This window comes from Streptomyces sp. NBC_00271 (genome assembly GCF_036178845.1).
Classification (GTDB): Bacteria; Actinomycetota; Actinomycetes; order Streptomycetales; family Streptomycetaceae; genus Streptomyces.
On sequence record NZ_CP108070.1, the window covers coordinates 9462484 to 9484356 of the forward strand.

Here is a 21873-nt window from a genome sequence, read left to right on the forward strand (position 1 = left end):
GGCGGACGCGAAGGAGAATGAGGCCATGACCCGGATCATGACGAGGTGGGGTTCATGAGCGACGGCACTCCTTTGGGAGAGTTCCTCAGGGCACGGCGTGAAGCGCTCAAGCCGCAGGACGTGGGGCTGCCGGAGCACGGCCGCAGGCGGGTACCGGGGCTGCGCCGCGAGGAGGTCGCCATGCTCGCGGGTGTGAGCTCCGACTACTACATGCGCCTGGAACAGGGCCGCGAGATCAGCCCGTCGCCGCAGGTGGTCGACGCGGTCGCCGCCGCCCTCCACCTCGACGACGAGGCACTCGACCACCTGCGCAGACTCGCCAGGGCACCTCAGGAGCGCCGTAGCACTTCCGTCGGTCACGACAGGATCAGCCCGCAGCTCCTCCAACTGCTCGACAACTGGCCCGACACCCCCGCCTTCGTTCTGGGACCTGCCCTGGACGTCCTGGCGCACAACGCGCTCGCCGCGGCCCTGCACAGCGGATTCCAGCGGTTCGACAACCTGGCCCGCATGGTCTTCCTCGACCCGGCCGGGCGCGGCTTCTACCGGGACTGGGAGAGGGCCGCGCACTCCTGCGTCGCAGAAATCCGCGCGGCCTACGGATACGACCCCGATTCCCCACGGATCACCGAGGTCGTCGACACGCTCTGCTCGAAGAGCCCGGAATTCGCCGAGCTGTGGGCACGGCACGAGGTGAAGGGCAAGACCCAGCAGGCCAAGAACCTCGCACATCCCGAGGTCGGCGCTCTGGAGATCCAGTTCTCGGCATTCACGGTCAACGGTGCTCCGCATCAGCAACTGGTCGTCTACCAGGCCGAGCCCGCCTCTTCCACCGCGGCTGCCTTCGCGGACCTCCGTTCCCGGGCCGCCCGTCCGGCGCCCGGGCACAACGAGGCCCCGATGCCCGCGCGAGCCGATGACACCGTCCCGTCCCCATCGCTCGGAGGGGACGGGACAACCGAATGACTCAGGTCCGGCGGCCGTGGGACGGACGATGATCTCGCCGACGTCGACACCAGCAGTGCTGGCCCATGGCGAACGCGATCGCCGCCGCGACGGACGAGGCCGGGATGGCGACACTGCGGTAGGTACGCATCCTCTCGCGGCCCTCCGGGTCGGAGACGGACTCGGCGAGGTCGGACTCGATCACGCCCGGGGAGAACTGGTGGGCGCCGATCAAGGCGACGTTGATGAAGTGCCCGTGGTGCTGGGTCCGCATGACCGGCTCCGGCTGGCGGACATGGTCATGGCCGAGACTCGCGGTAGAGCACCAGGTGCTCGTGGAACAGAACGCCGTCGCGGACGTCGCCGGTCGCGGTGAAGCCGGTGTCGTCGACGTAGTCGAGGTGGTTGCCGGTGACGGTGTAGCTGCCGGTGTAGGCGCTCCGGCGGTTGCCGCGGGCCTCGTCGTAGCGGCCGTTCGGCAGCAGTTCCTGGCGGATGAAGCCGTCCGCGGTCACCCACATCCCGACGTACGGGTGGGGGTCGCGAGGCGTGTCGTTGCTGGTCATGGCTCTACGGTCCGCCCGGCGGCCGGTGACAACCAGGCCGCCGTCTCCCCAGGTGAGGGCTTCCTGGGTGCCGCGCACCCGGTATCGCGAGCGGCTGAGTCCTTGGTGCGGGGCGGCTGCGGCGCAGGCCGTCCGAGACCGCCGCATGCCCCCTCCGTCGCACGCGGCGGGACGGAGGGTGGGTGCCCGACACCTGGGGACACGGCGGCCTGGTTCCGACTCCGCCGCGCGACGAACCTGGTGGTCAGGCAGCCGCGGTAGCTGCCGGACATCCACCTCGGACCTGCACCGGCGCTCGCTTCGCGCATCGGGCGGACCGATGAGCCGACTCCACCGAGGAGCACGCAATGAGCATCACCGACACCGACACCGACACCGGCACTGAGACCGAGATCGACACCGGCACCGACACCGGCACTGAGACCGAGATCGCGACCGGCACAGGCACTGACCCCGACACCGACAACGACACGGTGAGCTGGAACCGCAAGGCGCTCGGCGTGATCCTCTCGAACGACGAGGGGCGTCCCGTCCTGTTCACCAACGCCCGCATCCTGACGATGGACCCGCTGATCGGGACCATGACCGGCGCCGACCTGCTGTTCGTCGGCTCCCTGGTCGTGGGGGTCGGCCCCGCCATCGTCACCGCGGCACAGGACGACAACGCCATCGTCGTCGACTGCACCGGCATGACCATCGCCCCCGCGGTCGTGGACACCGTCGCGCTGGCCGGCGGCCGCGGCCACCGCTCGGAGTACGTCGCGACGCTGACCCCGGGCAACACCCCCGACTTCCTGGTGGTGCCCGACGAGCTCGCCGCCGACGTGCCGAGCGCGGTGGCCACACTCATGACCCGGCCGGAACAGGTCCGCGCACTCGTCGCGGCCGGTCGGCCCGTCCTGTGGGACGGAACCGACGCCCCCGGCCGGGCCACCGCCCCCGAGGCGGGCATCCCGGCCTCCGATGACCTGACCGGCAGCCCGCGCGTCGGCGTCTGGATCGACAGACACGACTTCCTGCACCAGGAGCTCACCGCCGACGGCCGCTACGACGAGACCCGGGGCGGCCGCCCGCACGCCTACCAGGGCCGGTACTGGATCGACGGCGACCGCATCGACTACCTGGACGACCTCGGCTTCTGGGCCTACGGAGAGTTCCAGGGCGACGAACTCCACCACGCGGGCTACGTCATGAAGCTCGGCTGACCTTCCCCGCCCCCGCCCCCACCCTCATCCCCTGCCCTCTCCGTCTCCGCTGCCCCCTCCGCCGTACCGAAAGAAGGCCCCGCATGAACGTCAACGACACCACCAGCGCCGCCGTGCTCGAAGAGCTCCGGCGTCGGCCCGCCGACCGGCGGCGCATCCTGTTCACCGGCGCCACCATCGTCACCATGGACCCCGACCTCGGCGTCATCGACCGCGGCGACCTCCTCGTCGAGGGTGACACCATCGCCGCGATCGGGGCGAACCTGACCGCTGACGGTGCGGTGGTCGTCGACGCCACCGGCACGATCCTCACCCCCGGCTTCGTCGACACCCACCGGCACGCCTGGGAGGCCCAGCTGCGCCGGATCATGCCGGACGTCGACGACCTCGGCGGCTACGTCATGGCCACCCTGGCCGGCTACGCCACGGTCTACCGGCCCGAGGACATGTACATCGGCACTCGGCTGGCCGCCCTGACCGCGATCGACAGCGGCATCACGACCATGCTCGACTTCTCCCACAACTCCCGTACCCGCGAGCACTCCGACGCCGCGATCGGGGCGCTCCGCGACACCGGCATCCGAGGCGTGCACGCCTCCATGGGCCCGCACTTCGGCGAGTGGGACCGGCAGTGGCCCGGCGACCTGGCCCGTATCAAGGACCAGTACTTCAGCAGCGACGACCAGTTGCTCACGCTGCGCCTGGCGACCCTGGCCACCGACGAGATCGCCGGTCCTGCGCTCGCCTACGGTCCTGAACTCGCGTGTGTGGCAAGGGACTTGGGCATCGGAGTGAGCGTGGACGCCGTCTTCGGCACGTCCTCCTCCGAAGCGGTCCTGCGCTGGGCCAAGGACGGCGTTCTCGGCCCCGACGTCACCCTCATCCACTCCACCGGACTGACCTCCGAGGCATGGGAGATGATGGGGGAGACCGGCACCACCGTCGCCCTCGCCCCCACGTCCGACGCGCAGATCGGCCTCGAGACGGCGATCCCCGCCATCGGCGAGGCCCTGTCCGTCGGCATCCGCCCTGGCCTGAGCATCGACGTCGAAGTCGCCCTCGCCAGCGACATGTTCACGCAGATGCGGGCCCTGCACGCCATCCAGCGGATGCGCGCGGTCAACGCCGTCTACGGCACCGACCAGCAGCCCTCCCGCATCACCACCCACGACGTCCTCGACTTCGCCACCCTCCAGGGCGCCCGTACCAACGGCCTGGCAGGCGTCACCGGTTCACTCACCCCAGGCAAGAAGGCCGACCTGCTGGTCCTCCAGGCCGAGGACCTCAACAACATGCCCCTCAACGACCCCATCGGCACCCTCGTGCTGGGCTCCGACGCCCGCAACATCACCGCCGTCCTCATCAACGGCGAGCCCCGCAAGTGGGACGGACAGGTCCTCGACGTCAACCTGGCCGCTCTGCGCAGCGAGGTGCACGCCTCGCGCGAGTACGTGCTGAACACCCCGGCCGTCTGAGCATCTCCCCGCCACCCGCCCCTTCCCCTCCATCGTCCCCCGGCCGTTCCTCCCACGGCCGGGGGCACTCACCCGATCCCGGTGGTGCCATCGGCCGATCGTGCCGCGCACAAACCCGCGGGGCGGCGACCAGACGCCCCCTTCTGGAGTTCCCATGTCCCACCCCACTCCCTCCACGTCCCCCCGTCCCACCCCCACCACGTCCCCCGAGCCCGCGGCAACCGCGCCCAACACCCCGGACCAGCCGCCCTCCTGGGCGCCCGCCGCCCCGACCATCGCCCTGCTGACCGCACTCGGCGTCCTGATGGTCGGCCAGATGTACACCGTCCTGGCCCTGCTGCACCCCATGGCCACCGCGCTCGGCACCGCACCGGAGCAGGTCACCTGGACCGCGACGGCGTTCGGCTTCGCCTACGCCGCCGGATTCCTGCTCGCCGGTCCGCTGTCCGACCGCTACGGCTCGCGCGCCGTGATCACGACCGGGCTAGTAGCCGCCACGGCAGCCACCCTGGCGGTCAGCGCCGCCCCCGACCTCCCCACGGCCATCGCCCTGCGCAGCCTGCAGGGACTCACCGCCGCGACCTTCGCGCCCTCCGCGCTCTCCTACGTCGTCCACCACATAGCGCCACAACGCCGCGGCACCGCCCTGACTTGCATCACCAGCGGCATGTTCGCCGCCGCCGTGCTCCTGCAGATCGGCGCCCAGGCCGTCGCGGCCGGGCTCGGCTGGCGCGCGGTCTTCTGGCTCAGCGCCACCCTCATGGCCCTGAGCCTGATCCCGGTGCGCCGCGTCCTGCGGCCCACGCTCCGCCACGACACCGGCGGCGGGCTGAGTCAGGCGTTCGCGGCGATGCCGCGACTACTGGGCCGACCGCGCATGGTCGCCCTCTACCTGTCGACCGTGGCCCTGATGTCCTCCTTCGTCGCCATCTACACGGCGGTGGCCATCGCCGGGCCGGCCGGCATCGCCGGGAACTCCTCCGCGATCCTCGCCCTGCGGGCCAGCGCGCTGCCCGCCCTCGTCGCCGTCCCCGTGCTCGCCCGCCCGCTCCAGCGCCTGGCCGCACCCCTGCGCGCGGTCCTCGCGTTCGCGCTGGCCGCCCTCACCGTCGCGGCCGGTTCCTTCCTCGGCGGTCACGCCGTGCCGCTCGCCCTCGCGCTGCTCCTGTTCGTGGCAGCCGTCGCGGCAGCGGCACCCGCCGTCGTCGAGACGATCAACGCCACCGCCCCGCACGCCCGCGGCGCGGCCGTCGCCCTCTACGGATGCAGCATGTTCATCGGCGCCAGCCTGGGCCCGCAGCTCACCGGAGCTCTGACCGGCCTCGGCTTCGGCGGCATCCTGCGCTTCGTCGCCGCCGCACTCGTCCTGGGCATCCTCCTGGCTCTGCCGGCCCTCCGACACCACCGCACCCAATGACATGGAACAGGGCTTCTACCAACTCCTGTCTGCCCTCGCGGAAATGGCCCCGCGCGACGAGCTAGTGTCCTCGCTTGTGACCGAACCCTCCTCTGTGACCGAACCCTCCTCGCATCTCGGTGCGACAGCGGATGCCTACGACGCCGTCGCACGCCATTACGCCGAACGCTTCCGTAATGATCTCGACGCTCTTCCGCTGGATCGCGCGATGCTCGCCGCGTTCGCCGACCTCGTACGGACCACCGGCGCCGGGCCCGTCGCGGAGCTGGGATGCGGCCCGGGACGCATCACCGCGCACCTGCGGGACCTGGGGCTGGACGTCTTCGGCGTCGACCTGTCGCCGGTGATGATCGATCTCGCCCGCGAGGCACACCCGGACCTGCGGTTCGAGGTCGGCTCCATGGACGCCCTGGACCTGGCCGACGGCAAGCTGAACGGCATCGTGTCCTACTACTCGGTCATCCACACCCCACCGCAGGAGGTGCCCTCGTACCTCGCCGAGTTCCGGCGGATACTCGCGCCTGACGGCCACCTCTCGCTCGCGTTCTTCGAGTCGGAGGGTGAGCCGGTCGCCGCGTTCGACCACAAAGTGGTGACGGCGTACCGATGGCCGATCGACGACCTCGCGGGGCTGGCCGGTGAAGCCGGGTTCGTCGAGGTCGGCCGGATGCTGCGTGCGCCGCGCGAGGAGGAACGCCAGTTCCGCCATGGCCATCTGCTGATGCGCGCAGCCAAGTGACTCAGGTGTCGACACGGGTGGCCACGGCTCCGGGGCCGGGGGAGATGGGACGGAATGATCGGGACCGTGTTCCGCAGCGAGGACGTGCCTGCGGAGGACAGATTCGAGTACTGGCGGGAACTGGTCGGCCGGACGCGCTCGAGCGACCTGATCAGTGCCCACACCGCCGACTACTGGGCGGAGTACCGGCTGATGGAGCTGGGGCCGGTGACCGTATGGCCGTCGTCGTTCCTGCCGACCCGCTACCGGCGGAGCGGAAAAATGGTGCGTCGGTCCGACCCCGAGTCGTACCACCTGACGCTGCTGCTCGAAGGAGACCTGGCTCTCGAGCACGCCGGACGGACCGACACGTTCGGCCCACGTGACCTGCACCTGGTCGACGGCTCGCGGCCGTACGACCTCCGACCGCTCGACGACCGGGATCGCCGTGCCGTCAAGGGGGTCGGCGTGGACTTCCCCAAGGCGTTGCTGCCCCTGCCGCCGCACCTCGTACGGGAGTTGCTGGGCCGGGGGCTGTCGGGGCGGGAGGGTACCGGCGCTCTGCTGACCGAATTCGTCGTCGGTCTGGACCGGCAGGCCGAAACCCTTCAGCCGTCCGACGCTCCACGCCTGGGTACGGTCGTACTCGACCTGCTGTCGGCCTGGTTCGCCCAGGTACTGGACGCAGAGGCCGCGCTTCCGCAGGAGACCCGCCGGCGGGTCACAGCACAACGCATCCAGGCGTTCATCCGGCAGAATCTCCACGACCCGGAGCTGACGCCGTCCTCGATCGCCGCCGCGCACCACATCTCCCGCAGCTACCTGTACCGGATCTTTCAGCAGCAGTCGCAGGGCGAAACGGTCGCGGCCTGGATCCGCGGTCGACGGCTGGAGAACGCCCACCGAGACCTGGCCGACTCCTCGCTGCGCACCACGCCGGTCCACGCCGTCGCCGCCCGCTGGGGCTTCCCCCGCGCCTCCGAATTCACCCGCGCCTTTCGCACCGCGTACGGGCTCTCCCCGAAGGAGTACCGGCTCCAGGCACTGTCCGAGCGGGAGCAGACGCTCAGCCGGTCCCCGATGGACTGATCGCCTCCCTGCTCAACCGACGGGCGGGCGGCGATCGGCCCAGGGGTGTGCGAGCTCGAGGGTGCGAGACACCTGGAGGAGGAGGTCTTCGCGCCACGGTGCGGCGACGATCTGGATGCCGACGGGCAAGCCGGTGGCGTCGTCGTGGTGGATGGGGAGGGAGATCGCCGGTTGGCCTGTCACGTTGAACACCGACGTGAACACCCCCATCGGGTAGCTGTTCAGCAGGGGCATCAGGGGGTTGCCGTCGGCGCCTGCCCGCCAGGCACCGACGAGCGGCGGGAGGCACGCCATCGTGGGCGTGACCAGGAGATCGAAGCCGGCGAGGAAGCCCTCGACGATGCGCCGCGACAACTGTTGGGTCTTCCTCACCCCTTCCGCGTAGGACCACGAGTCGATCGATCGTGCCGCGTCACGCAGGGCACGATTGTGGGGCTCGACACGGTCCGGGTCGGCGAGCACGATTCCGCTGCCGCCGACGTTCCAGATGGTCGTGAACGCCGCCACCAACTCGTCGGTCGCGGGGAGCGGTAGGCGAGTGTCGACGATGTCGTGACCGGCCGATTCGAGCGTCCGAAGAGTGACGGTGACGGCTTCGGTACACGCCGGGTGCACGCGTATCCCGTCGATCGGGGAGTCCGTGAGCACACCGATCCGCAGCCCGGTCGGCATGTCCGTCTGCATCGCGGTGGCGAAGGACCTGTGCGGGGTGGGGGGTGACCACCACGCGGCCGGATCATGGCGCGCCAGCACATCGAGGGCGGCCGCGGTGTCGGTCACCGTGCGGGTGAGCACGCCGCTCGTGCCGAGACCTTCCACGCTGACGGTCGCGTTGGTGACCAGGCCGCGGGTGGGTTTGAGGCCGACGAGACCGTTGCACGACGCGGGGATGCGGATCGATCCGCCGCCGTCTTCGGCGTGGGCGATGGGCGCCATCCCGGAGGCGACGGCAGCGCCCGCTCCGCTCGACGATCCGCCCGGCGTGCGATCCGGGTCCCACGGGTTGCGCGAGATGCCCAGGGCTTCGTTCTCGGTGAAGGGCAGGGCACCGAACTCGGAGGTGGTGGTCTTGCCGAGCAGGATGAACCCCGCGTCCACGAACCGTCGCACGACCGGGTCCGATGCCGCGGCCGGCGCCTGCCTGGCGGCGGCGGATCCATGGGTGGTGGGCCATCCGGCCACGTCGAGCAGGTCCTTGATCGGCAGCGGGACGCCGTGGAACGGCGGGAGGTCTTCGGTCGACGGGGCCCGCACCACCGCATCAGCCGCGGCAGACGCGGCTTTGCGGACGTCGTCGTCGGCCCGGTGGCAGAAGGCGTTCAGCCGGGGGTCGAGTTGGTCCATCCGCTCGAGATAGCAATCGGTCACCTCGACCGGACTCACCTCCTTTCGGCGTACGGCTGCGGCGAGTTCGACGGCCGACGTGAACGGGTCGAACACGTCGTACGGGTCGAGCGGGTCAATCGGTGAGCGCATCACGAGGGGTCCCTTCTGGTCCGCGGTGCTTGCGGAAGCCGTCAGTGTCGTCGCGTCTGCGACATGCCGTCTTGGACGAATGTCGCGTAGCTTGGCGACATGCGATCCGCCGACTCGGCTCATGACGCCGCGGCGATCTGGGACATCGCCACCCCGTCCCGGCCCGGCCTGCTGCCAGGGGTCAGCATGGCCGGATTCCGCGCTCGCACCACGGAGTTCGTCGACCTGAGCGTGATCCCGTTCCCGGCGGTCACGGTGCTCGTCAGCCTCGGCGACGAGCCGCTCACCGTCGACGACATCAACGGCCGGCAGCAGAACGGCAGTGTCGTCGTCGGACTCTTGCCCAGCGGCCTTCGGGGACGCGGCCGTGACATCGAAAGCCTGCAGGTGCGTCTGTCGCCGGTGATCGCGCACGCCGTGCTGGGCGTCTCTTCGGAGTTGAGCGGGATGATGGTCTCCCTCGACGACCTCTGGGGCCGCGATGCCGCCCGCACCCAAGAGCAACTGCGCGCTGCCAGGTCATGGGACGACCGGTTCGCGATCGCGGAGGCGGCGTTCGCTCGACGACACGAAGCAGGCCGAGCGATCGATCCTGAAGTCGCCTTCGTATGGCGGCAGATGGTGACGCACCTGGGAGGGATTCGAGTCGAGCGGCTGGCGGGCGAGGTCGGCTGGAGCCGTAAGCGACTCTGGTCCCGGTTCCGAGCCCAGATCGGTCTCAACCCCAAACGAGCCGCTCAGCTTGTCCGTTTCGACCACGCGGCCCACCGACTCGCCGCGGGTCACAGCGCCGCACGGGTGGCGGCGGAGATCGGCTACGCCGACCAGTCCCACCTCCATCGAGATGTCATGACCTTCGCCGGTGTGACACCCACGGCCGTCGCGGTCGCGCCGTGGCTTGCGGTCGACGACGTGGCGTGGGCCGCCCCCGCATACCTGTCCAAGCCCTGACCCGACGGTCTGCCCCCGACGGCCTGCCCCCGATGGTCTGCAGGCGATACCGACGGTCTGTACCCGGCAGGCGCGAGGCCGGTGGCGGGCCGGCCACGGGGGAACATTTCTACAAGCCGCCCGGCAGTTGAGCTTGTGACACTGCGTCTATGTCCAAGAACCGGGATGACTCCCCACAGCCGCGCTTCCAACAGCCGCGGTACGGCGTAGACGCTCCAGCGTTCCCTGCGACACTCGCCGCCGTCGGCACGGCCTGCTGCCTGGCCGCCGGCCGGTGGCGGCCGGCACGCAGCGCGATGGTGACCACGGGGACGGTACTGCTGGCCAGCACCGGCATCTACCTGCACACCACACTGCACGGCAAGCTGCGCATCTGGAGGCGGGAGCTGGACCAGGCCGGCCTGAAGGGTGACGAGCGGCTGCTGGACCTGGGGTGCGGTCGCGGCGCGGTGCTGATCGAGGCGGCCAGGCGGCTGCCGACGGGACACGCCGTGGGCGTGGACCTGTGGTCAGGGAAGGACCAGAGCGGCAACCGACCCGAAGTCACGCTCGCCAACGCCGCCGCGGCAGGGGTCGCCGACCGGGTGGAAGTACAGACGGCAGACATGACCGCGTTGCCCTTCGCGGACGGCTCCTTCGACGTCGTGACGAGCGCGCTGGCGATCCACAACATCCCGTCGCCCGAGGCGCGATACCGCGCGGTGGACGAGGCCATGCGGGTGCTGCGCCCGGGCGGGCAGTTGATCGTCGCCGACTTCTGGCCCATGGCCAGGAAGTACGCGGCGCACATCGGCCAGGGCACGCTGCGCGGACTCGGCCCCGGGTACTGGTACGGCGGCCCCTGGCTCGGCGTCACACTGCTGCATGCCGTCAAGGGCCGCTGAGCAGGTTGCCCACGGAAATGCGACAGGTCAGCCGTCTACTGTGGCCATACGTATTCGGTGGCGTGAGGGAGCCGGGCCATGCGGCGGCTGGGGGATCTCGAGGCGGAGATCATGGACCGCCTCTGGACGTGGGACCGTCCGGCGACCGTGCGCGAGGTCGTCGACGACATCAACAAGACCCGCCCCGTCGCAGCCGTGAGGCCTACCGCCGCACTCATCGAGGACGGCCTGGGGGAGAGCAAGAACCGCTCGGCCGCACTGCTCCACTTCGTGGAGAACATGTCGCAGGAAGAAGTGGCCGCTCTACGCAGAGCTCTGCGCAACATGGGCCGACAGACGAAGCCGTGAACGCCGCCCCGTCCTGGTCGGCTACACGACGGCCGTGGGCGGCCCCGCTCCACTCCTGCGGCACGGACGTCGGCGACCCCGTCACTGCCGACCAGCCCGCCGCCGCCCTGCCGACCGCCAACCGAGCTTCCTGAGTTCTCCGTCGCAGTCGGTCAAGCCTTCGCCATGTGTCACCGGTGGCTGAGCGGGCGGGAGTCACCCAACGTACGAAGGGAGTAAGCAGAACGACCGCCGAAGGGAAACTCCGTGATCCAGCGACGCATCGTCCTCCTCTCGGCCGCAGGGCTCACCTCGGCGTTCCTGCTGGCGGCGTGCGGCAGCTCGATGGACAAGGCCTCCACGGGTACGAGCCCTGGCAACGCCGTTCCGGTCGCCACGGCCGCCTCGGAGTCCGCGACCTCAGCTCCGACCGCCTCGGAATCCACGCCCTCCGCACCGGTTGCCGCCGGCGACCCGGCCACCACCACCATGGTGATGGCCAAGACGGTCAACGGCATCGGCAACGTGGCGACCGACGACAAGGGGATGACCCTCTACCGCTACGACAAGGACGAGGCGAATCCGTCCAAGTGGACGTGCGCCGGCGAGTGTACGAAGACGTGGATCCCCGTCATTGTGCAGGACTCCGTACAGACCATGGGAGTCGAGAAGAGCCTGCTCGGCACGGTCCACCGGAACGGCATGAAACAGCTCACCCTCGGCGGCTGGCCGTTGTACCGATACGTGGGCGACACACAGGCCGGACAGACGAACGGCCAGGCCAAGAACAAGACGTGGTACGCCGTCACCCCGTCCGGCACGAAGTCCTCCGTGACGGGCTGAGCCCATGCGCACGGCCGTGGGGCTGCCGTCGCGCCCGCGCCCGTCGCCTCTCCCGCATCCGGGAACCCGAGGGAGGCGACGGGGACGGCGGTCAGTTCCCGGTGAGCGCGAAGCCGGTCTCGGTGCGGCTGCCGCTGTGCAGCCTTACCGTGCGGGACCGCCCAGTAGCCGTTCGCGTCCGTCGCCGGGCCGAAGTCCGTGTTCATCCACAGCCGGTAGTGGCCGTGGACGTCCGTGACTCAAGATCCAGTGTCGAGGTGTCCACGATCAAGGTGGAGGGCCCCACCGCGTGCTTGCGCACCGCGTGCTTGCGCACCGCGTGCTTGCGCACTTGACGACGTCCGTCTGTGGTGGTGCGCAACCACGCCGAGACGGAACCTGCGCATAGCCCGATACGGCGGCCGCCCTGGCCGTGCGCAGAGGTCCGCTGCCTTCGGCGAGGCCGCCCTGCCTCCTGTTCGGACTTGCCAGGGTGGCCGCTGCGAGCGCTACTACCAGCCGGCCCCGACCAAACCACCGACCACAGGACCCCGACCATGATGACGAAGCAGACACAAAAGTCCTGGTCGGGCCCGTGGTCACCCGACCACGGGCCCGACCAAGTGCGAGGCACCGGGTGACTCGTAGTGCCGTGCGTCTCGCGGACACCCCGTGCGCAGAACGGCGGCGAGCTCAGTTGCGCGCACTACTACGAGGCCATCGATAGTCATGGCGGGATGCGCAGTGCCGCCCAAGGAGGATGTTGCGGACGCTGCCTGGCGAACGAACCGTGCGCTGCGCAACTGCGCAGTCGTCTCTGACGTCCAGTGCGCAGGCCCTTCTGCAATCGAGTGCGCAGCGTTCGTCTGCTGGTGCGCAGCACGGCGTGCCCCAACCAGTTGATGCTGTGGGGCTCATTGGTTTGACTGTGCCAGGGGCCGCAAGGAGCGAGGGAAGAGCGCGCGGGATGTGCACCTGCGTGGCTTGCTACCGCCGTGTGGGACCACCAGGTGGTGACGGGGCCGTCTGGTCGGCCCCGACCACAGGGCCGACCACGGCAGCCTGCGGTCCAGGTACTGGGATCTTGATCGGTCGTCGAGCTCTCGGCCGCACCCGCCCGGGCCATGTCAGTGCGCGAGTAGCCTCGATGAGCCCTGCGCCGGGCTCAACACTCGCCTCTGCCGGCCGACTCGTCGGTGCGCGCGCTCCGAGTGTTACCGGGTGGAACGATGCCGTTGATCATTTTACGTAGATCGCCAACGCCTCTTCCGGGACTCGTGGGGATCTTTTTCGCAGTGCCGCGGCCATCCTGCGGGTGTGTCGCTCTGCGATCCTGGTTTGGTCTCGCGGATGTGTTCAACGCCACCATGGCGGCCTGCTGTCGGGAGCTGTCGGCGACGGCTGAAGCAGTTTTCGCTGGTGCGCCCGATCCGCTCGGGTTCGTTGCCACGAAGCACGGTCAACGCTCCTTCGTGTCCCGCCGACCGGGGGCGGGCTGGGACACGGCGACGAGTTGGTCATCTTTTGTGAGCGGAAGGTGTTGAGACACCAACTGTTGGAACCATCTACTGCGGCAACTGTTGCACCTGACTGTTGCATCAAGGGTTCCCTACCTCCTGTCAGCGCCTGTGCGTAGGCCCAGGTCAGACCCTAATTTCCGCGTGGTCGGGGGCCTGACATCCCCTCTGCTGCCGCTGCTCCCATGCCCGGTGGAGAAGAAAGAAGGGTGGTGGGCGGGCTGGGGCGACGCGACGGCCTCGGGGATCGGGGCCGGCTCAGCATGGTTGCGCGTCGGCAGGCCTCCGCGCCGGCCGCTGACGCGGCGTGAGAAGGGTGAGCGGCGAGGTGCTGGAGAGTGGACGCGATGCGCGTGCCGGCAGACAGCTGCGCGGGTGTTTGAAAGGCGCCCCTTCTGGTACGGCCGGCCAGCAGGACTACGAGCTGTTGGATGTCCGCGTGCCAGTGACGGGTCCGCTCGATGATCTGCGTCCGGGGTAGTTCACGCAGCCCTGCAGGACAGGATGCCGCTGAACGTCCGCACCTGGACGGGCGACTGTGGCACGACCCACGACCCACGACCCACGACCCACGACCCACGACCGCGACGTGAACGCGGCGCACAACCTTCTGGCCGCCGGGCTGGAGGTGACAGTCTGTGGAGCCGGTGTAAGACCTCAACGAAGTACTCCCGGACGGGCAGTCGGCAACGGAGCAGAAACCCTCAACGGCGCGAGCCGTATGAATCCCTCTCTTTCAGGAGGGGGAGAAGTCAAGAGGGCCACTCCTCGGTGGTGGATTTCGGAATGGCGGGGTCGCCCTTCCGGGCATCCGCCCTCACGCAAGGTGAGCTCCACTTGGTGGTTCAGCCGTCCGTGTCATCCACAACCGACGAACCGGCTCGCGAACTCCGCTCTCGTACCCTCAGGGAAGGTGCGCAGTGTGAACTCAGTCTTATGTACAAGGTAGTTGGGGGATGACCAGCTCGAGGCGGCTTCGATCGGTGGGTTCGCGCTGCTTCGGGGCGCGAAGGGGGAGCTCGGCCCGGACCGCCCTGCCGCAGGGAAGGCGCGGTTCGACATCCTGCCGGAAGGCGAGTGCAGGCGCGATCGGAACGGCGGAGGTCGAGATGTCGTGGCGTATATGGTCCGCCGCGCGCCGCGCCGCCTGGAGCTGAGTCCCGCCCTGAATGTGCGTGTAGCGAAGGCTGGTTGGGCGTCGTCCGTGCTCACGGAGACCGCGCTGTCCAGGGCGTCCGCAGACGAGATCGCGTGCCCCTGGCTTCCAGTTGTGACGAGCTGGCGGACACTCCTCCGCGCCGTCGCCGCGGGGAACGACATCGACAGCCTAGGCTTCGGCCCAGTACCGGACCCGATCCCAGGAGCGCACACCGTGTTCGACCCCGCACCGGAGTATCCGTACCCCGACGTCCACCGATCGGATGAAGCGCCCACCCCGCACGCGCTTCTCGCGCCGGTGATCGGACTCCTGGGTACCTGGCACGGGCGCGGTCACGGCGGGTATCCCACGCTCGCCGGGGAGTTCGCGTACGCGCAGGAGGTCACCTTCAGCCACGACGGCCGCCCCTTCCTCCGCTACGAGGCCCGGGCCTGGCTGCTGGACGCCGACGGCACACCGCTGCGCCCGTCGGCTCGGGAGAGCGGCTGGTGGCGGCTCCAGCCCGACGGCCGGGTGGAGGCCCTGATCACCCAGCCCACCGGCATCGCCGAGATCGCCGTCGGCCGAGCGGCCGACAACACGGTCGACCTCTCCACCCACGAGGTGGCCCTCACGCCCACGGCCAAGGAGGTCAACGCAACCCGCCGGACCTACGCCCTGATCGACGACGACACGCTCACGTTCGTCCACGAGCTCGCGGCGGTGGGGCAGCCGTTGCAGCACCACCTCTCGGCGACGCTGCGGCGCAGGGGGTAGACCCGCAACCGCCGTCACGTGTATGGGGGAGTGTCTGGTCAGGAAGCAGCGGGCACGGACTTGTCGGCTGATCCGAATCGTTCTTCGTCGGCCCCCGCACGTATGCGGTGGACGTGCGTCGGCCTGCGGCCAGTACGCCGACGCGTCCTCCCGCTGTTCCATCGGGACACGCGTCTGCGGGAGCCGTGTGCGCAGGTTCGAATCCTGCCGGAGGCACTCGCCGAGGATCGGCAGGAATGACACCCTGACCAGGGTGGATGCCGACAGAAGAGAGCGGGACCCAGTCTCACTGGTCCCCGCTCTTTCTCGTTGTTTCACTCTGGTCGCGATAGAACTGCGAGAGAGGTAATCGCCGCCCCGTCAAGACCAGGAGGGCGAGTCGTCCAGCCGCTCCAAGTTGAGCTCATAGGCATTCCTCAGCCGCGTAAAGTCGTAGAAGTCGCCCTGCGGCTCGCGCTTGACGCTCAACAGTCCCTGCGCTTCGAGCTCCTTGCGGCTCTTAGTCCACGTGTCCGAGGACAGGCCGTATCGCTGACGCTTCGCCGTATGGATGTATTGCGGCTCCGAGTGCCGTCCGAGGGCCTCTCTGAGGGCAAACAGTAGGGCTGTTGCCGTCGGCGACAACTGCAGGAGCCAACCGCGCGTCCAGAACTCGACCGGGGGAAGCGTGGCTGAGGACGGTAGGGGGTTGCTGGAGACACACGTGACGGGTGCTCGTTCGGCGCCCCTGCCGCTGTGGCTGACTTTCGGTGGCTGAGGCCAGAACCGTTGTGCCGTCGGCCGTACTGCAAGGGTCGTCCTCTCCAACTCGACAACAGAAAGCCAGGGTTGTAGCCGCACCCGCACCCGAGCACCCCGACCGCCCCGGCAGCCATCGGCACCGGGGCCCCGATCAGGGATTCCACGACCGGACCACCCGGAATGCTGTCCAGGCTGAGGGGTGGTCCGGTCTTTTGTTGTTGGCTTCGCCGCACGAGCGGCACGGATGAATCAGGGCTTGAGGATCAGCTCAGGGCTTTGCCCACCTCGTAGATGGTGGGTCGATCTTCCGGAGCGTGGCTGAGCATCGCGTCGATCAGCTCGCCCAGCTCACCGGGCGCCTTCACGGGACGACGCCGACCGTTCGCCACTGCTTCTCGCTGTACGGGGCGCGGAGCGTCGTCCGGGTACTCGACCGCCCGCCAGCCTGTGGCAGAGATGAGCAGGGAGGCGCCGAGTGCGTAGATGTCGGCTTCCTGCGTGGGCACGGCCTCACCGGTGGCGAGCACGCTGCGAGCGATCTCCGGTGCCTCGTAGTGGACGAGGCAGCCGCGGAAGGGGAAGTCGTACCCCTCGGGCACTTGTCCGCCCTGGGCAAGGGCGAGGTCGATGAGGTGCGTCCGTTCCGGCCCGACGATGAAGTGCGCGGGCTGCACATCACCGTGTGCCCAGCCCTTCGCGTGGAGCTCGGCCAGCGCTTCCACACATCCCAGCGCCACGCTGGTGTGCGGCGCGACGGACGAGTCTCGCCCGCGGCATGGCTCCCACAGCCTGTACAGGTCCGGCCCTTCATGCCACGGCTGGAAGTTCCACGTTCCGCGCTCCCATTCGCCGTACGCGATCTCATCGAAGCCGAGGCGATGCAGCACGGCACCCTCGCGTGCGGGCGCGAGCGCGGTCCAGGGCTGGGCGGGCCAGTCGGCCGTGGCCTCGATCGGATAGCCGAGCTTCACGGCGTAGTGGCCCCGAGGGCTCTCCACCTCCCAGACCGTGGAGCCCCGACGGTTGATGACCAGGTGCTGAGCCGTGGGCATGAGTGCGTCGAGCACCACGATCGGCAGTTCAGCGGTTGAGCCGGGCAACGTCTCTTCTCCTTCCGAGCGAACGCGGCCGACCACGAGTCGAGGCCGGCCGCATCGCTGTTGTCGTGTGCTACGCCCGACCGTACGGTCGGCCACAGTCCGAGTCGCACTGTGCGAGGTTCGTGCCGTTGACGGTCCAGAGGTCGTCGAAGACCGTGAACCCGGCCGCCTTCATGGCGCGCACCGAGGCGGCGACCCTTTCAGGATCACGGGCCCCTCCACCCGGCATCGGGCTGTGGTGCAGGAAGCGGCCCGCGTACTTCTCGCACAGCTCGGCGTACTCCTTCGTGTGCAGGATGAGTGCGTGGAGGCCGAAGTCCACGTCGTCCGACGGGACCATGGGGACGGTGGCGGTGGCCGCTGTGATCAAGAACGCGACCGCCTGGTCCGCGATCCGCTCGGCACGCTCGGATGACTGCCCGTTGTGGATGACCACGAAGTGGGCGAGGCTCTCGAACAGCTCCTCACCAGCCACCGCGCGACCGGTCTTCTGGTCGTTCGCCGTTGCCGTCATGTGCAATCTCCTCGTGTGAGGTGGTGCATGGGCATTTACCTCCCGCCCTGATCGCCGAGCTCGGCTCATAGACGACCGGGAAGCGGGCTTGGATGGTCGACCCCGAACGGGTTGGGGAGCCGGGGAGTTGGCGCCCGTCCGGGGTCGACCTGTCTACGGGCTGGTACCGAGGGCCATGCCGATCACCAAGCCGCACGAACCGCTGATGCAGATGATGAACAGGACCCCGGCGTACCGGCCGATGGCGCGCATCACAGCCCGACCCGACTGTTGCCGTTCTTCACGGCCAGACGTGCGCTCAGTTCCTCTCGTGCACTGAGCGCCACCACGTTGTCCGGCATGGCATCCCACTCCTTGCCGCCGCGGATCGGCCTTATCTGAACACGGCCGCCGATCTCACCCATGACGACGCCGATACGTCCCCTGGCACTGTCCTTCGCCAGTTCACCGATGCCTGGTCTGGTCTGCTGATTGCTCGCCATGCACAGGAGCATCGCGACCTGGGGGCCGCCGCCAAAAGGTCAGGCTGATTACCCAACTTGGGTAATATCGCGGGAAGTAGAGAATCAGCGACGTTGCGTAGCCCTCGCAGTGTGGGAGCTTGCCGATGCCCGATGCCGAACGGCCGCAGGAACTGCCCGCGAGGCTGCTCACCGATCCCGAGATGCTCCATGCCTGTCGGGTACGGGACTTCGCCAGAGTCTTCCGACTGGTGAAAACAAGAGCGGGCATCTACCCATCGATGATCGCCAGACGATGTGAGCTCACCCCGAGCCGAGTCGGCGAAGTCATCGCGGGGCGACGCCAATTGCTGCACATGGACGTCATCGAGCGCATCTCGGACGGCTTACGCATCCCCGGACACATGCTGGGCCTTGCCCGGCGGCCGTGGGAGACACCGCAGGCCCTCGTCGTCACCGAGCGCGAGGCCCCGAAAGTGGCGAAGCCGGAAGAACAGGCCTCCGCGTCTCTGCCAGGCCCCGATGTGGACAGCATCCTGGCGATGGCCTCGCGCACCAGCCTCAGTGCAGCCACGCTGGAGGCCTACCGATCCTCGATCGAGGACTACTGGCGACGCGACGACCAGCACGGCGGCGAAGCGCTGCGGCCGGCCATCGTCGGCCAGCTCCGACACGTGGTCGGACTTTTGAAGGAGAGCCGGCCACCGTCCATTCAGAACGGCCTGTACGGAATCGCGGCCGAGCTGGCACGCCTCACCGGCTGGACGTACTTCGACGCCCGCCAGTACAACCAGGCCCGCGCGTACTTTACCGAAGCCCTGCAACTGGCCAAGGAGATCGACGACCGGCAGTTCATGGCCAACGTCCTCGCCTGCATGAGCTTGCAGGGCACCTACCAGGACAAGCCCGCGGATTCTCTGGCACTCGTGACTGCCGCCCAGGACCAGGCCCGCTCAGCCCTCGGCACCACGCCACGCGTCATGTCGATGCTGTCCATGCGGGAGGCGTTCGCCCACGCCACCCTCGGCAGCCAAACTTCCACCCACGCAGCGATCACCGAAGCGCACCGCCAGTTCGAGCAGATCCAGCCGGGCGACCCGGACCCGTCATGGGTGACGTACTTCGACGAGCCGAAGCTGATCGTCGACACCGGCATCGCCCACGGCCAGCTGGGCGAAGCCGCGACCGCTGAACCCCTGATCGCCGACGCACTACGCCGCGAGAGCAGCACCAACCAGCGCGGCCGTGCGTTCCACGCCTTCTGGCTCGCGCGTACGCAACTGGACCAAGGCAAGCTTGACCAGGCGTGCCACACCGCCACGCAGGCTCTGGAGCCCGCGTCGGCAGTGGCCTCGGAGCGAGTATCAGGTCATCTGAGAGAGTTCTACGACCAGTTGGCCCCATACAGACAAGAGCCCGTAGCCCTAGCCTTCGAGGCTCGACTACGGGAAATCCTCCCACCGGTCAGCGGAACGCTTCGTCCATGAGCAGGTAGAGGAGACCGACCAGAGACCCGCTGCTCACAATCTCGCGGCGGTCGATCATGCCCCGTACTTCGCTCAGGGGGATCCACTCGATGCGGTCAGACTCGTTCTTCTCCGTCGGCGGCCCGACGTAGGTCGCGCCGTCCGCACGGAAGACATGATGCTGAGAGTCGGTGATCCCGTTGGCCGGCTCGGCGTAGATCAGGGGCTTTACGGGACCGGGCCGCCAGCCCGTCTCCTCCAGGACTTCGCGGGCTGCCGCCTCCTCCGGGGTCTCATCGTCTTCGACCAGGCCCATAGGCAACTCCCAAGCCCAGGAGTTCGTGATGAAGCGGTGACGCCACATCATCAGCACCTCCTGGCGATCGTTGACCACCGCAGCTACGGCTAGGTGCCGGAGGCGAACGACGTGGTACTCCCACCTGCGTCCGTCAGGTTGCTGGACGTCGACCAGACACAGATTCACCCACTTGTTGGTGTAGATCTGACGCTCTCCGTGGGTCTTCCACTCCATACCGCGGCCCCTTTCGATCGGTCTCCAGGATCTCAGACCGTCCTAGCGTCGGGGACAGGTTTCACCGCATTCGCGTCACCTTGACGAGATGCGTCGTGAAGTCCCTCGCCGGCGGTGTTGACCAAACATCCAGCGGACGAACGCAGATCGGGCCGGGAAGCGAGCTACTGACCTTTGATGGAGAGGCGGTCCTCGGCCGCATCCGGGTGCCGCGGCTGGAGTCGGGCAGGCCACGCACCCGGCCGCGGCGGGTCCGCGCGGACAGGGCGTACGCCTCCCGCAAGAACCGTGCCTACCTGCGGAGGCGCGGCATCCGCTGCACCATCCCTGACAAGGCCGACCAGGCCCGCAACCGCAAGAAACGCGGCTCGCGTGGCGGTCGGCCGCCGAAGTTCGACCCGGTCGACTACCGCGAGCGCCACGCGGTCGAGTGCGGCATCAACCGGCTCAAGAGGCACCGCGCTGTAGCCACGAGGTACGACAAGCTGGCCGTGCGCTACGAAGCGACCGTGTTGGTTGCTTCCATCAACGAGTGGCTGTGACCGGCGATGTCAGGTCAGGCTGCGGCGGGCGACGGCGAGAAACTCGGCTTTGAACGGTTCCAGACGCTCGGCCAGGCTCCCTTCGTCCCGCTCCTGCCAGACCGCCTGATTAAGGGCGCGGGCATAGGCGGTTGTTGGTGCGTGCATGCCGGGGGCACACAGCAGCTCGACACCCTTCTCGGCTATGCGCAGGCCGTCCATCGCCGGCCTGGCCGTCACGTACCACTCATCGCCGACCTCCCAAAGTGACGGCCGCGCATGCGCCACGCCCTCAGCCTCCAGCGCGCACCGGATGAACTCCAGCACGGTCCTGATCTGTTCGGCACGTCGCTCCTCCGTCAGAGCCGCAGCGCGTCTTTGTTCCTCAGCCCGGTCGGCTGTCCGCTGCGTGGTGCGTTGGGTCAGATACGCCAACGCACCACCCAGAGCTACACCGGCCATCGAAATCACGGGGGTCCACACGTCTGCTGCTATGGCCGACTAATACCAGCACCGGCCCACCGCCCGCTGTGGATCTTGCGAGTCAGCCTCCCCCGTCGCAGAACCCGAGCTGTTCCAAGATCCGTTTTCGGTACACGCCCTAGAAGCCCTACGCATCGCGATGCGGGCGCACGTCAGGAGCGCCCCGGCTCCTGACATCACCAGCTGACATCAACGACGGCGGACACAAGCAACCTTGAGCAGCCGCAAGCAGCGTTCCGATACAGGGAGCTTGGTTCCATGCGGGACTCCGGACCGAACTCCTAAAGCGGTGCTCGACACCCGGCGGGTGAGAGCATCTGTGGATGGCAGATGCACGGCTACCTCCAGGGTGGACCCTTCCGCAGATCCGCGACGTATCCGGGGACCGAGAGGCTGTCGCGCTGGATCCGGACCGGATGGTGAAGTGGGTAGCCGACACCGGAGTCAACGAGGTGCTGCACCCCGAGATCATTCTCGGGTTCCACGGCCTGTGCCTCGTGAAGCCCGTACATGACGACGACTGGTACATGGGCAGCCTGTACGACGGCGGCAGCATTGACTGCTGGGCAGCCTACGGCGATCTATGCGAGGCGCTGCGCGGTTTGTAGCAGCATGCGAGCCTGTCCCTGCACTCACGAGACTTCCTGAGGCGGCGGTACGGCAGCGAAGTACAGCAATCACAGCAACCGATCCCGTCCTGTAGCACCTCCCTATGCCCGAGGTGCACGCGGAACGGTGCACGGCCCCG

Annotated in this window: 21 protein-coding genes and 2 pseudogenes; 15 read left to right on the forward strand and 8 right to left on the reverse strand. The window is 68.6% G+C overall.

What is annotated here, in order from left to right; translation table 11 throughout:
* The first annotated feature begins 54 nt into the window (after window positions 1-54).
* On the forward strand, window positions 55-966 hold the full coding sequence (locus tag OG798_RS42965) for a helix-turn-helix transcriptional regulator (protein ID WP_328758780.1): 912 nt from the start codon (window positions 55-57) through the stop codon (window positions 964-966).
* A 1-nt stretch (window position 967) separates the two neighbouring features.
* Here the strand turns inward: OG798_RS42965 and OG798_RS42970 are convergent, their stop codons facing one another.
* Window positions 968-1219 carry a hypothetical protein gene (locus tag OG798_RS42970; RefSeq protein ID WP_267063473.1) on the reverse strand — a complete coding sequence of 84 codons (252 nt, stop codon included), beginning with the start codon at window positions 1217-1219 and terminating at the stop codon, window positions 968-970.
* Window positions 1220-1244: 25 nt separating this feature from the next.
* Entirely contained in the window at window positions 1245-1511 is a 267-nt protein-coding gene (locus OG798_RS42975; RefSeq protein WP_054230195.1) for an Atu4866 domain-containing protein, read from the reverse strand.
* A gap of 347 nt (window positions 1512-1858) precedes the next feature.
* On the opposite strand from OG798_RS42975, the gene OG798_RS42980 reads away from it, so the two are divergent.
* The 5 genes from OG798_RS42980 (at window position 1859) to OG798_RS43000 (ending at window position 7415) form a co-directional block, all read left to right on the forward strand.
* Entirely contained in the window at window positions 1859-2716 is an 858-nt protein-coding gene (locus tag OG798_RS42980) for an Atu4866 domain-containing protein (protein ID WP_328758782.1), read from the forward strand.
* Between the two features lie 83 nt (window positions 2717-2799).
* Window positions 2800-4191 (forward strand): amidohydrolase family protein, encoded by a 1392-nt coding sequence (locus OG798_RS42985; RefSeq protein WP_328758783.1) that lies wholly within the window; start codon window positions 2800-2802, stop codon window positions 4189-4191.
* A 154-nt stretch (window positions 4192-4345) separates the two neighbouring features.
* Entirely contained in the window at window positions 4346-5608 is a 1263-nt protein-coding gene (locus OG798_RS42990) for an MFS transporter (protein ID WP_328758784.1), read from the forward strand.
* Between the two features lie 94 nt (window positions 5609-5702).
* Complete coding sequence (locus tag OG798_RS42995) at window positions 5703-6347, forward strand: class I SAM-dependent methyltransferase (RefSeq protein WP_328758785.1); 645 nt, start codon at window positions 5703-5705, stop codon at window positions 6345-6347.
* A 54-nt stretch (window positions 6348-6401) separates the two neighbouring features.
* Window positions 6402-7415 (forward strand): helix-turn-helix domain-containing protein, encoded by a 1014-nt coding sequence (locus OG798_RS43000; RefSeq protein WP_328758786.1) that lies wholly within the window; start codon window positions 6402-6404, stop codon window positions 7413-7415.
* 12 nt (window positions 7416-7427) lie between these two features.
* On the opposite strand, the gene OG798_RS43005 is transcribed toward OG798_RS43000, so the two are convergent.
* Window positions 7428-8891: an amidase gene (locus tag OG798_RS43005; RefSeq protein ID WP_328758787.1), complete on the reverse strand. Its 1464-nt coding sequence runs from the start codon at window positions 8889-8891 to the stop codon at window positions 7428-7430.
* Between the two features lie 99 nt (window positions 8892-8990).
* Here OG798_RS43005 and OG798_RS43010 point away from each other — a divergent pair, with 99 nt between their 5' ends.
* The 6 genes and pseudogenes from OG798_RS43010 (at window position 8991) to OG798_RS43035 (ending at window position 15307) form a co-directional block, all read left to right on the forward strand.
* Window positions 8991-9842: a helix-turn-helix domain-containing protein gene (locus OG798_RS43010; RefSeq protein WP_328758789.1), complete on the forward strand. Its 852-nt coding sequence runs from the start codon at window positions 8991-8993 to the stop codon at window positions 9840-9842.
* A gap of 149 nt (window positions 9843-9991) precedes the next feature.
* Window positions 9992-10726 carry a class I SAM-dependent methyltransferase gene (locus OG798_RS43015; RefSeq protein WP_328758790.1) on the forward strand — a complete coding sequence of 245 codons (735 nt, stop codon included), beginning with the start codon at window positions 9992-9994 and terminating at the stop codon, window positions 10724-10726.
* Between the two features lie 78 nt (window positions 10727-10804).
* Window positions 10805-11074: a BlaI/MecI/CopY family transcriptional regulator gene (locus OG798_RS43020; RefSeq protein ID WP_267063481.1), complete on the forward strand. Its 270-nt coding sequence runs from the start codon at window positions 10805-10807 to the stop codon at window positions 11072-11074.
* Between the two features lie 246 nt (window positions 11075-11320).
* The gene (locus tag OG798_RS43025; protein WP_267063483.1) at window positions 11321-11896 is read left to right on the forward strand and encodes a hypothetical protein; all 576 of its coding nucleotides are present in this window, start codon (window positions 11321-11323) and stop codon (window positions 11894-11896) included.
* A 1988-nt stretch (window positions 11897-13884) separates the two neighbouring features.
* A pseudogene (locus tag OG798_RS43030) lies at window positions 13885-14112 on the forward strand (hypothetical protein); the annotation flags it as partial.
* Between the two features lie 652 nt (window positions 14113-14764).
* The gene (locus tag OG798_RS43035; RefSeq protein ID WP_168497745.1) at window positions 14765-15307 is read left to right on the forward strand and encodes an FABP family protein; all 543 of its coding nucleotides are present in this window, start codon (window positions 14765-14767) and stop codon (window positions 15305-15307) included.
* A gap of 1004 nt (window positions 15308-16311) precedes the next feature.
* Here OG798_RS43035 and OG798_RS43040 read toward each other — a convergent pair.
* The 3 genes from OG798_RS43040 to OG798_RS43050 all read right to left on the reverse strand — a co-directional run bounded on the left by OG798_RS43040 (window position 16312) and on the right by OG798_RS43050 (window position 18144).
* The gene (locus tag OG798_RS43040) at window positions 16312-17100 is read right to left on the reverse strand and encodes a protein kinase (protein WP_393020565.1); all 789 of its coding nucleotides are present in this window, start codon (window positions 17098-17100) and stop codon (window positions 16312-16314) included.
* Window positions 17101-17218: 118 nt separating this feature from the next.
* On the reverse strand, window positions 17219-17662 hold the full coding sequence (locus OG798_RS43045) for a glycine-rich domain-containing protein (protein ID WP_328758792.1): 444 nt from the start codon (window positions 17660-17662) through the stop codon (window positions 17219-17221).
* 251 nt (window positions 17663-17913) lie between these two features.
* Window positions 17914-18144 (reverse strand): hypothetical protein, encoded by a 231-nt coding sequence (locus tag OG798_RS43050; RefSeq protein ID WP_240361308.1) that lies wholly within the window; start codon window positions 18142-18144, stop codon window positions 17914-17916.
* A 125-nt stretch (window positions 18145-18269) separates the two neighbouring features.
* On the opposite strand from OG798_RS43050, the gene OG798_RS43055 reads away from it, so the two are divergent.
* Window positions 18270-19610, forward strand: a complete 1341-nt coding sequence (locus OG798_RS43055) for a hypothetical protein (protein ID WP_328758793.1) — start codon at window positions 18270-18272, stop codon at window positions 19608-19610.
* On the opposite strand, the gene OG798_RS43060 is transcribed toward OG798_RS43055, so the two are convergent.
* Entirely contained in the window at window positions 19588-20121 is a 534-nt protein-coding gene (locus OG798_RS43060; protein ID WP_267063487.1) for an NUDIX hydrolase, read from the reverse strand. The two genes, OG798_RS43055 and OG798_RS43060, sit on opposite strands and share 23 nt — an antisense overlap.
* A gap of 182 nt (window positions 20122-20303) precedes the next feature.
* Here OG798_RS43060 and OG798_RS43065 point away from each other — a divergent pair.
* A pseudogene (locus tag OG798_RS43065) lies at window positions 20304-20663 on the forward strand (transposase); the annotation flags it as partial.
* A 9-nt stretch (window positions 20664-20672) separates the two neighbouring features.
* Here the strand turns inward: OG798_RS43065 and OG798_RS43070 are convergent.
* A complete protein-coding gene (locus tag OG798_RS43070) occupies window positions 20673-20969 on the reverse strand; it encodes a hypothetical protein (RefSeq protein ID WP_328758794.1) in 297 nt (98 codons plus the stop codon).
* Between the two features lie 479 nt (window positions 20970-21448).
* On the opposite strand from OG798_RS43070, the gene OG798_RS43075 reads away from it, so the two are divergent.
* Entirely contained in the window at window positions 21449-21733 is a 285-nt protein-coding gene (locus tag OG798_RS43075; protein ID WP_267063489.1) for a hypothetical protein, read from the forward strand.
* Window positions 21734-21873: the final 140 nt, after the last annotated feature.

Coding starts and splice junctions, on each gene's coding strand:
- OG798_RS42965 (WP_328758780.1), top strand. CDS start 55: ATGAGCGACGGCACTCCTTTGGGAGAGTTCCTCAGGGCACGGCGTGAA.
- OG798_RS42970 (WP_267063473.1), bottom strand. CDS start 1,219: ATGCGGACCCAGCACCACGGGCACTTCATCAACGTCGCCTTGATCGGC.
- OG798_RS42975 (WP_054230195.1), bottom strand. CDS start 1,511: ATGACCAGCAACGACACGCCTCGCGACCCCCACCCGTACGTCGGGATG.
- OG798_RS42980 (WP_328758782.1), top strand. CDS start 1,859: ATGAGCATCACCGACACCGACACCGACACCGGCACTGAGACCGAGATC.
- OG798_RS42985 (WP_328758783.1), top strand. CDS start 2,800: ATGAACGTCAACGACACCACCAGCGCCGCCGTGCTCGAAGAGCTCCGG.
- OG798_RS42990 (WP_328758784.1), top strand. CDS start 4,346: ATGTCCCACCCCACTCCCTCCACGTCCCCCCGTCCCACCCCCACCACG.
- OG798_RS43000 (WP_328758786.1), top strand. CDS start 6,402: ATGATCGGGACCGTGTTCCGCAGCGAGGACGTGCCTGCGGAGGACAGA.
- OG798_RS43005 (WP_328758787.1), bottom strand. CDS start 8,891: ATGCGCTCACCGATTGACCCGCTCGACCCGTACGACGTGTTCGACCCG.
- OG798_RS43010 (WP_328758789.1), top strand. CDS start 8,991: ATGCGATCCGCCGACTCGGCTCATGACGCCGCGGCGATCTGGGACATC.
- OG798_RS43015 (WP_328758790.1), top strand. CDS start 9,992: ATGTCCAAGAACCGGGATGACTCCCCACAGCCGCGCTTCCAACAGCCG.
- OG798_RS43020 (WP_267063481.1), top strand. CDS start 10,805: ATGCGGCGGCTGGGGGATCTCGAGGCGGAGATCATGGACCGCCTCTGG.
- OG798_RS43040 (WP_393020565.1), bottom strand. CDS start 17,100: ATGCCCACGGCTCAGCACCTGGTCATCAACCGTCGGGGCTCCACGGTC.
- OG798_RS43045 (WP_328758792.1), bottom strand. CDS start 17,662: ATGACGGCAACGGCGAACGACCAGAAGACCGGTCGCGCGGTGGCTGGT.
- OG798_RS43050 (WP_240361308.1), bottom strand. CDS start 18,144: ATGGCGAGCAATCAGCAGACCAGACCAGGCATCGGTGAACTGGCGAAG.
- OG798_RS43055 (WP_328758793.1), top strand. CDS start 18,270: ATGCCCGATGCCGAACGGCCGCAGGAACTGCCCGCGAGGCTGCTCACC.
- OG798_RS43060 (WP_267063487.1), bottom strand. CDS start 20,121: ATGGAGTGGAAGACCCACGGAGAGCGTCAGATCTACACCAACAAGTGG.
- OG798_RS43075 (WP_267063489.1), top strand. CDS start 21,449: ATGGCAGATGCACGGCTACCTCCAGGGTGGACCCTTCCGCAGATCCGC.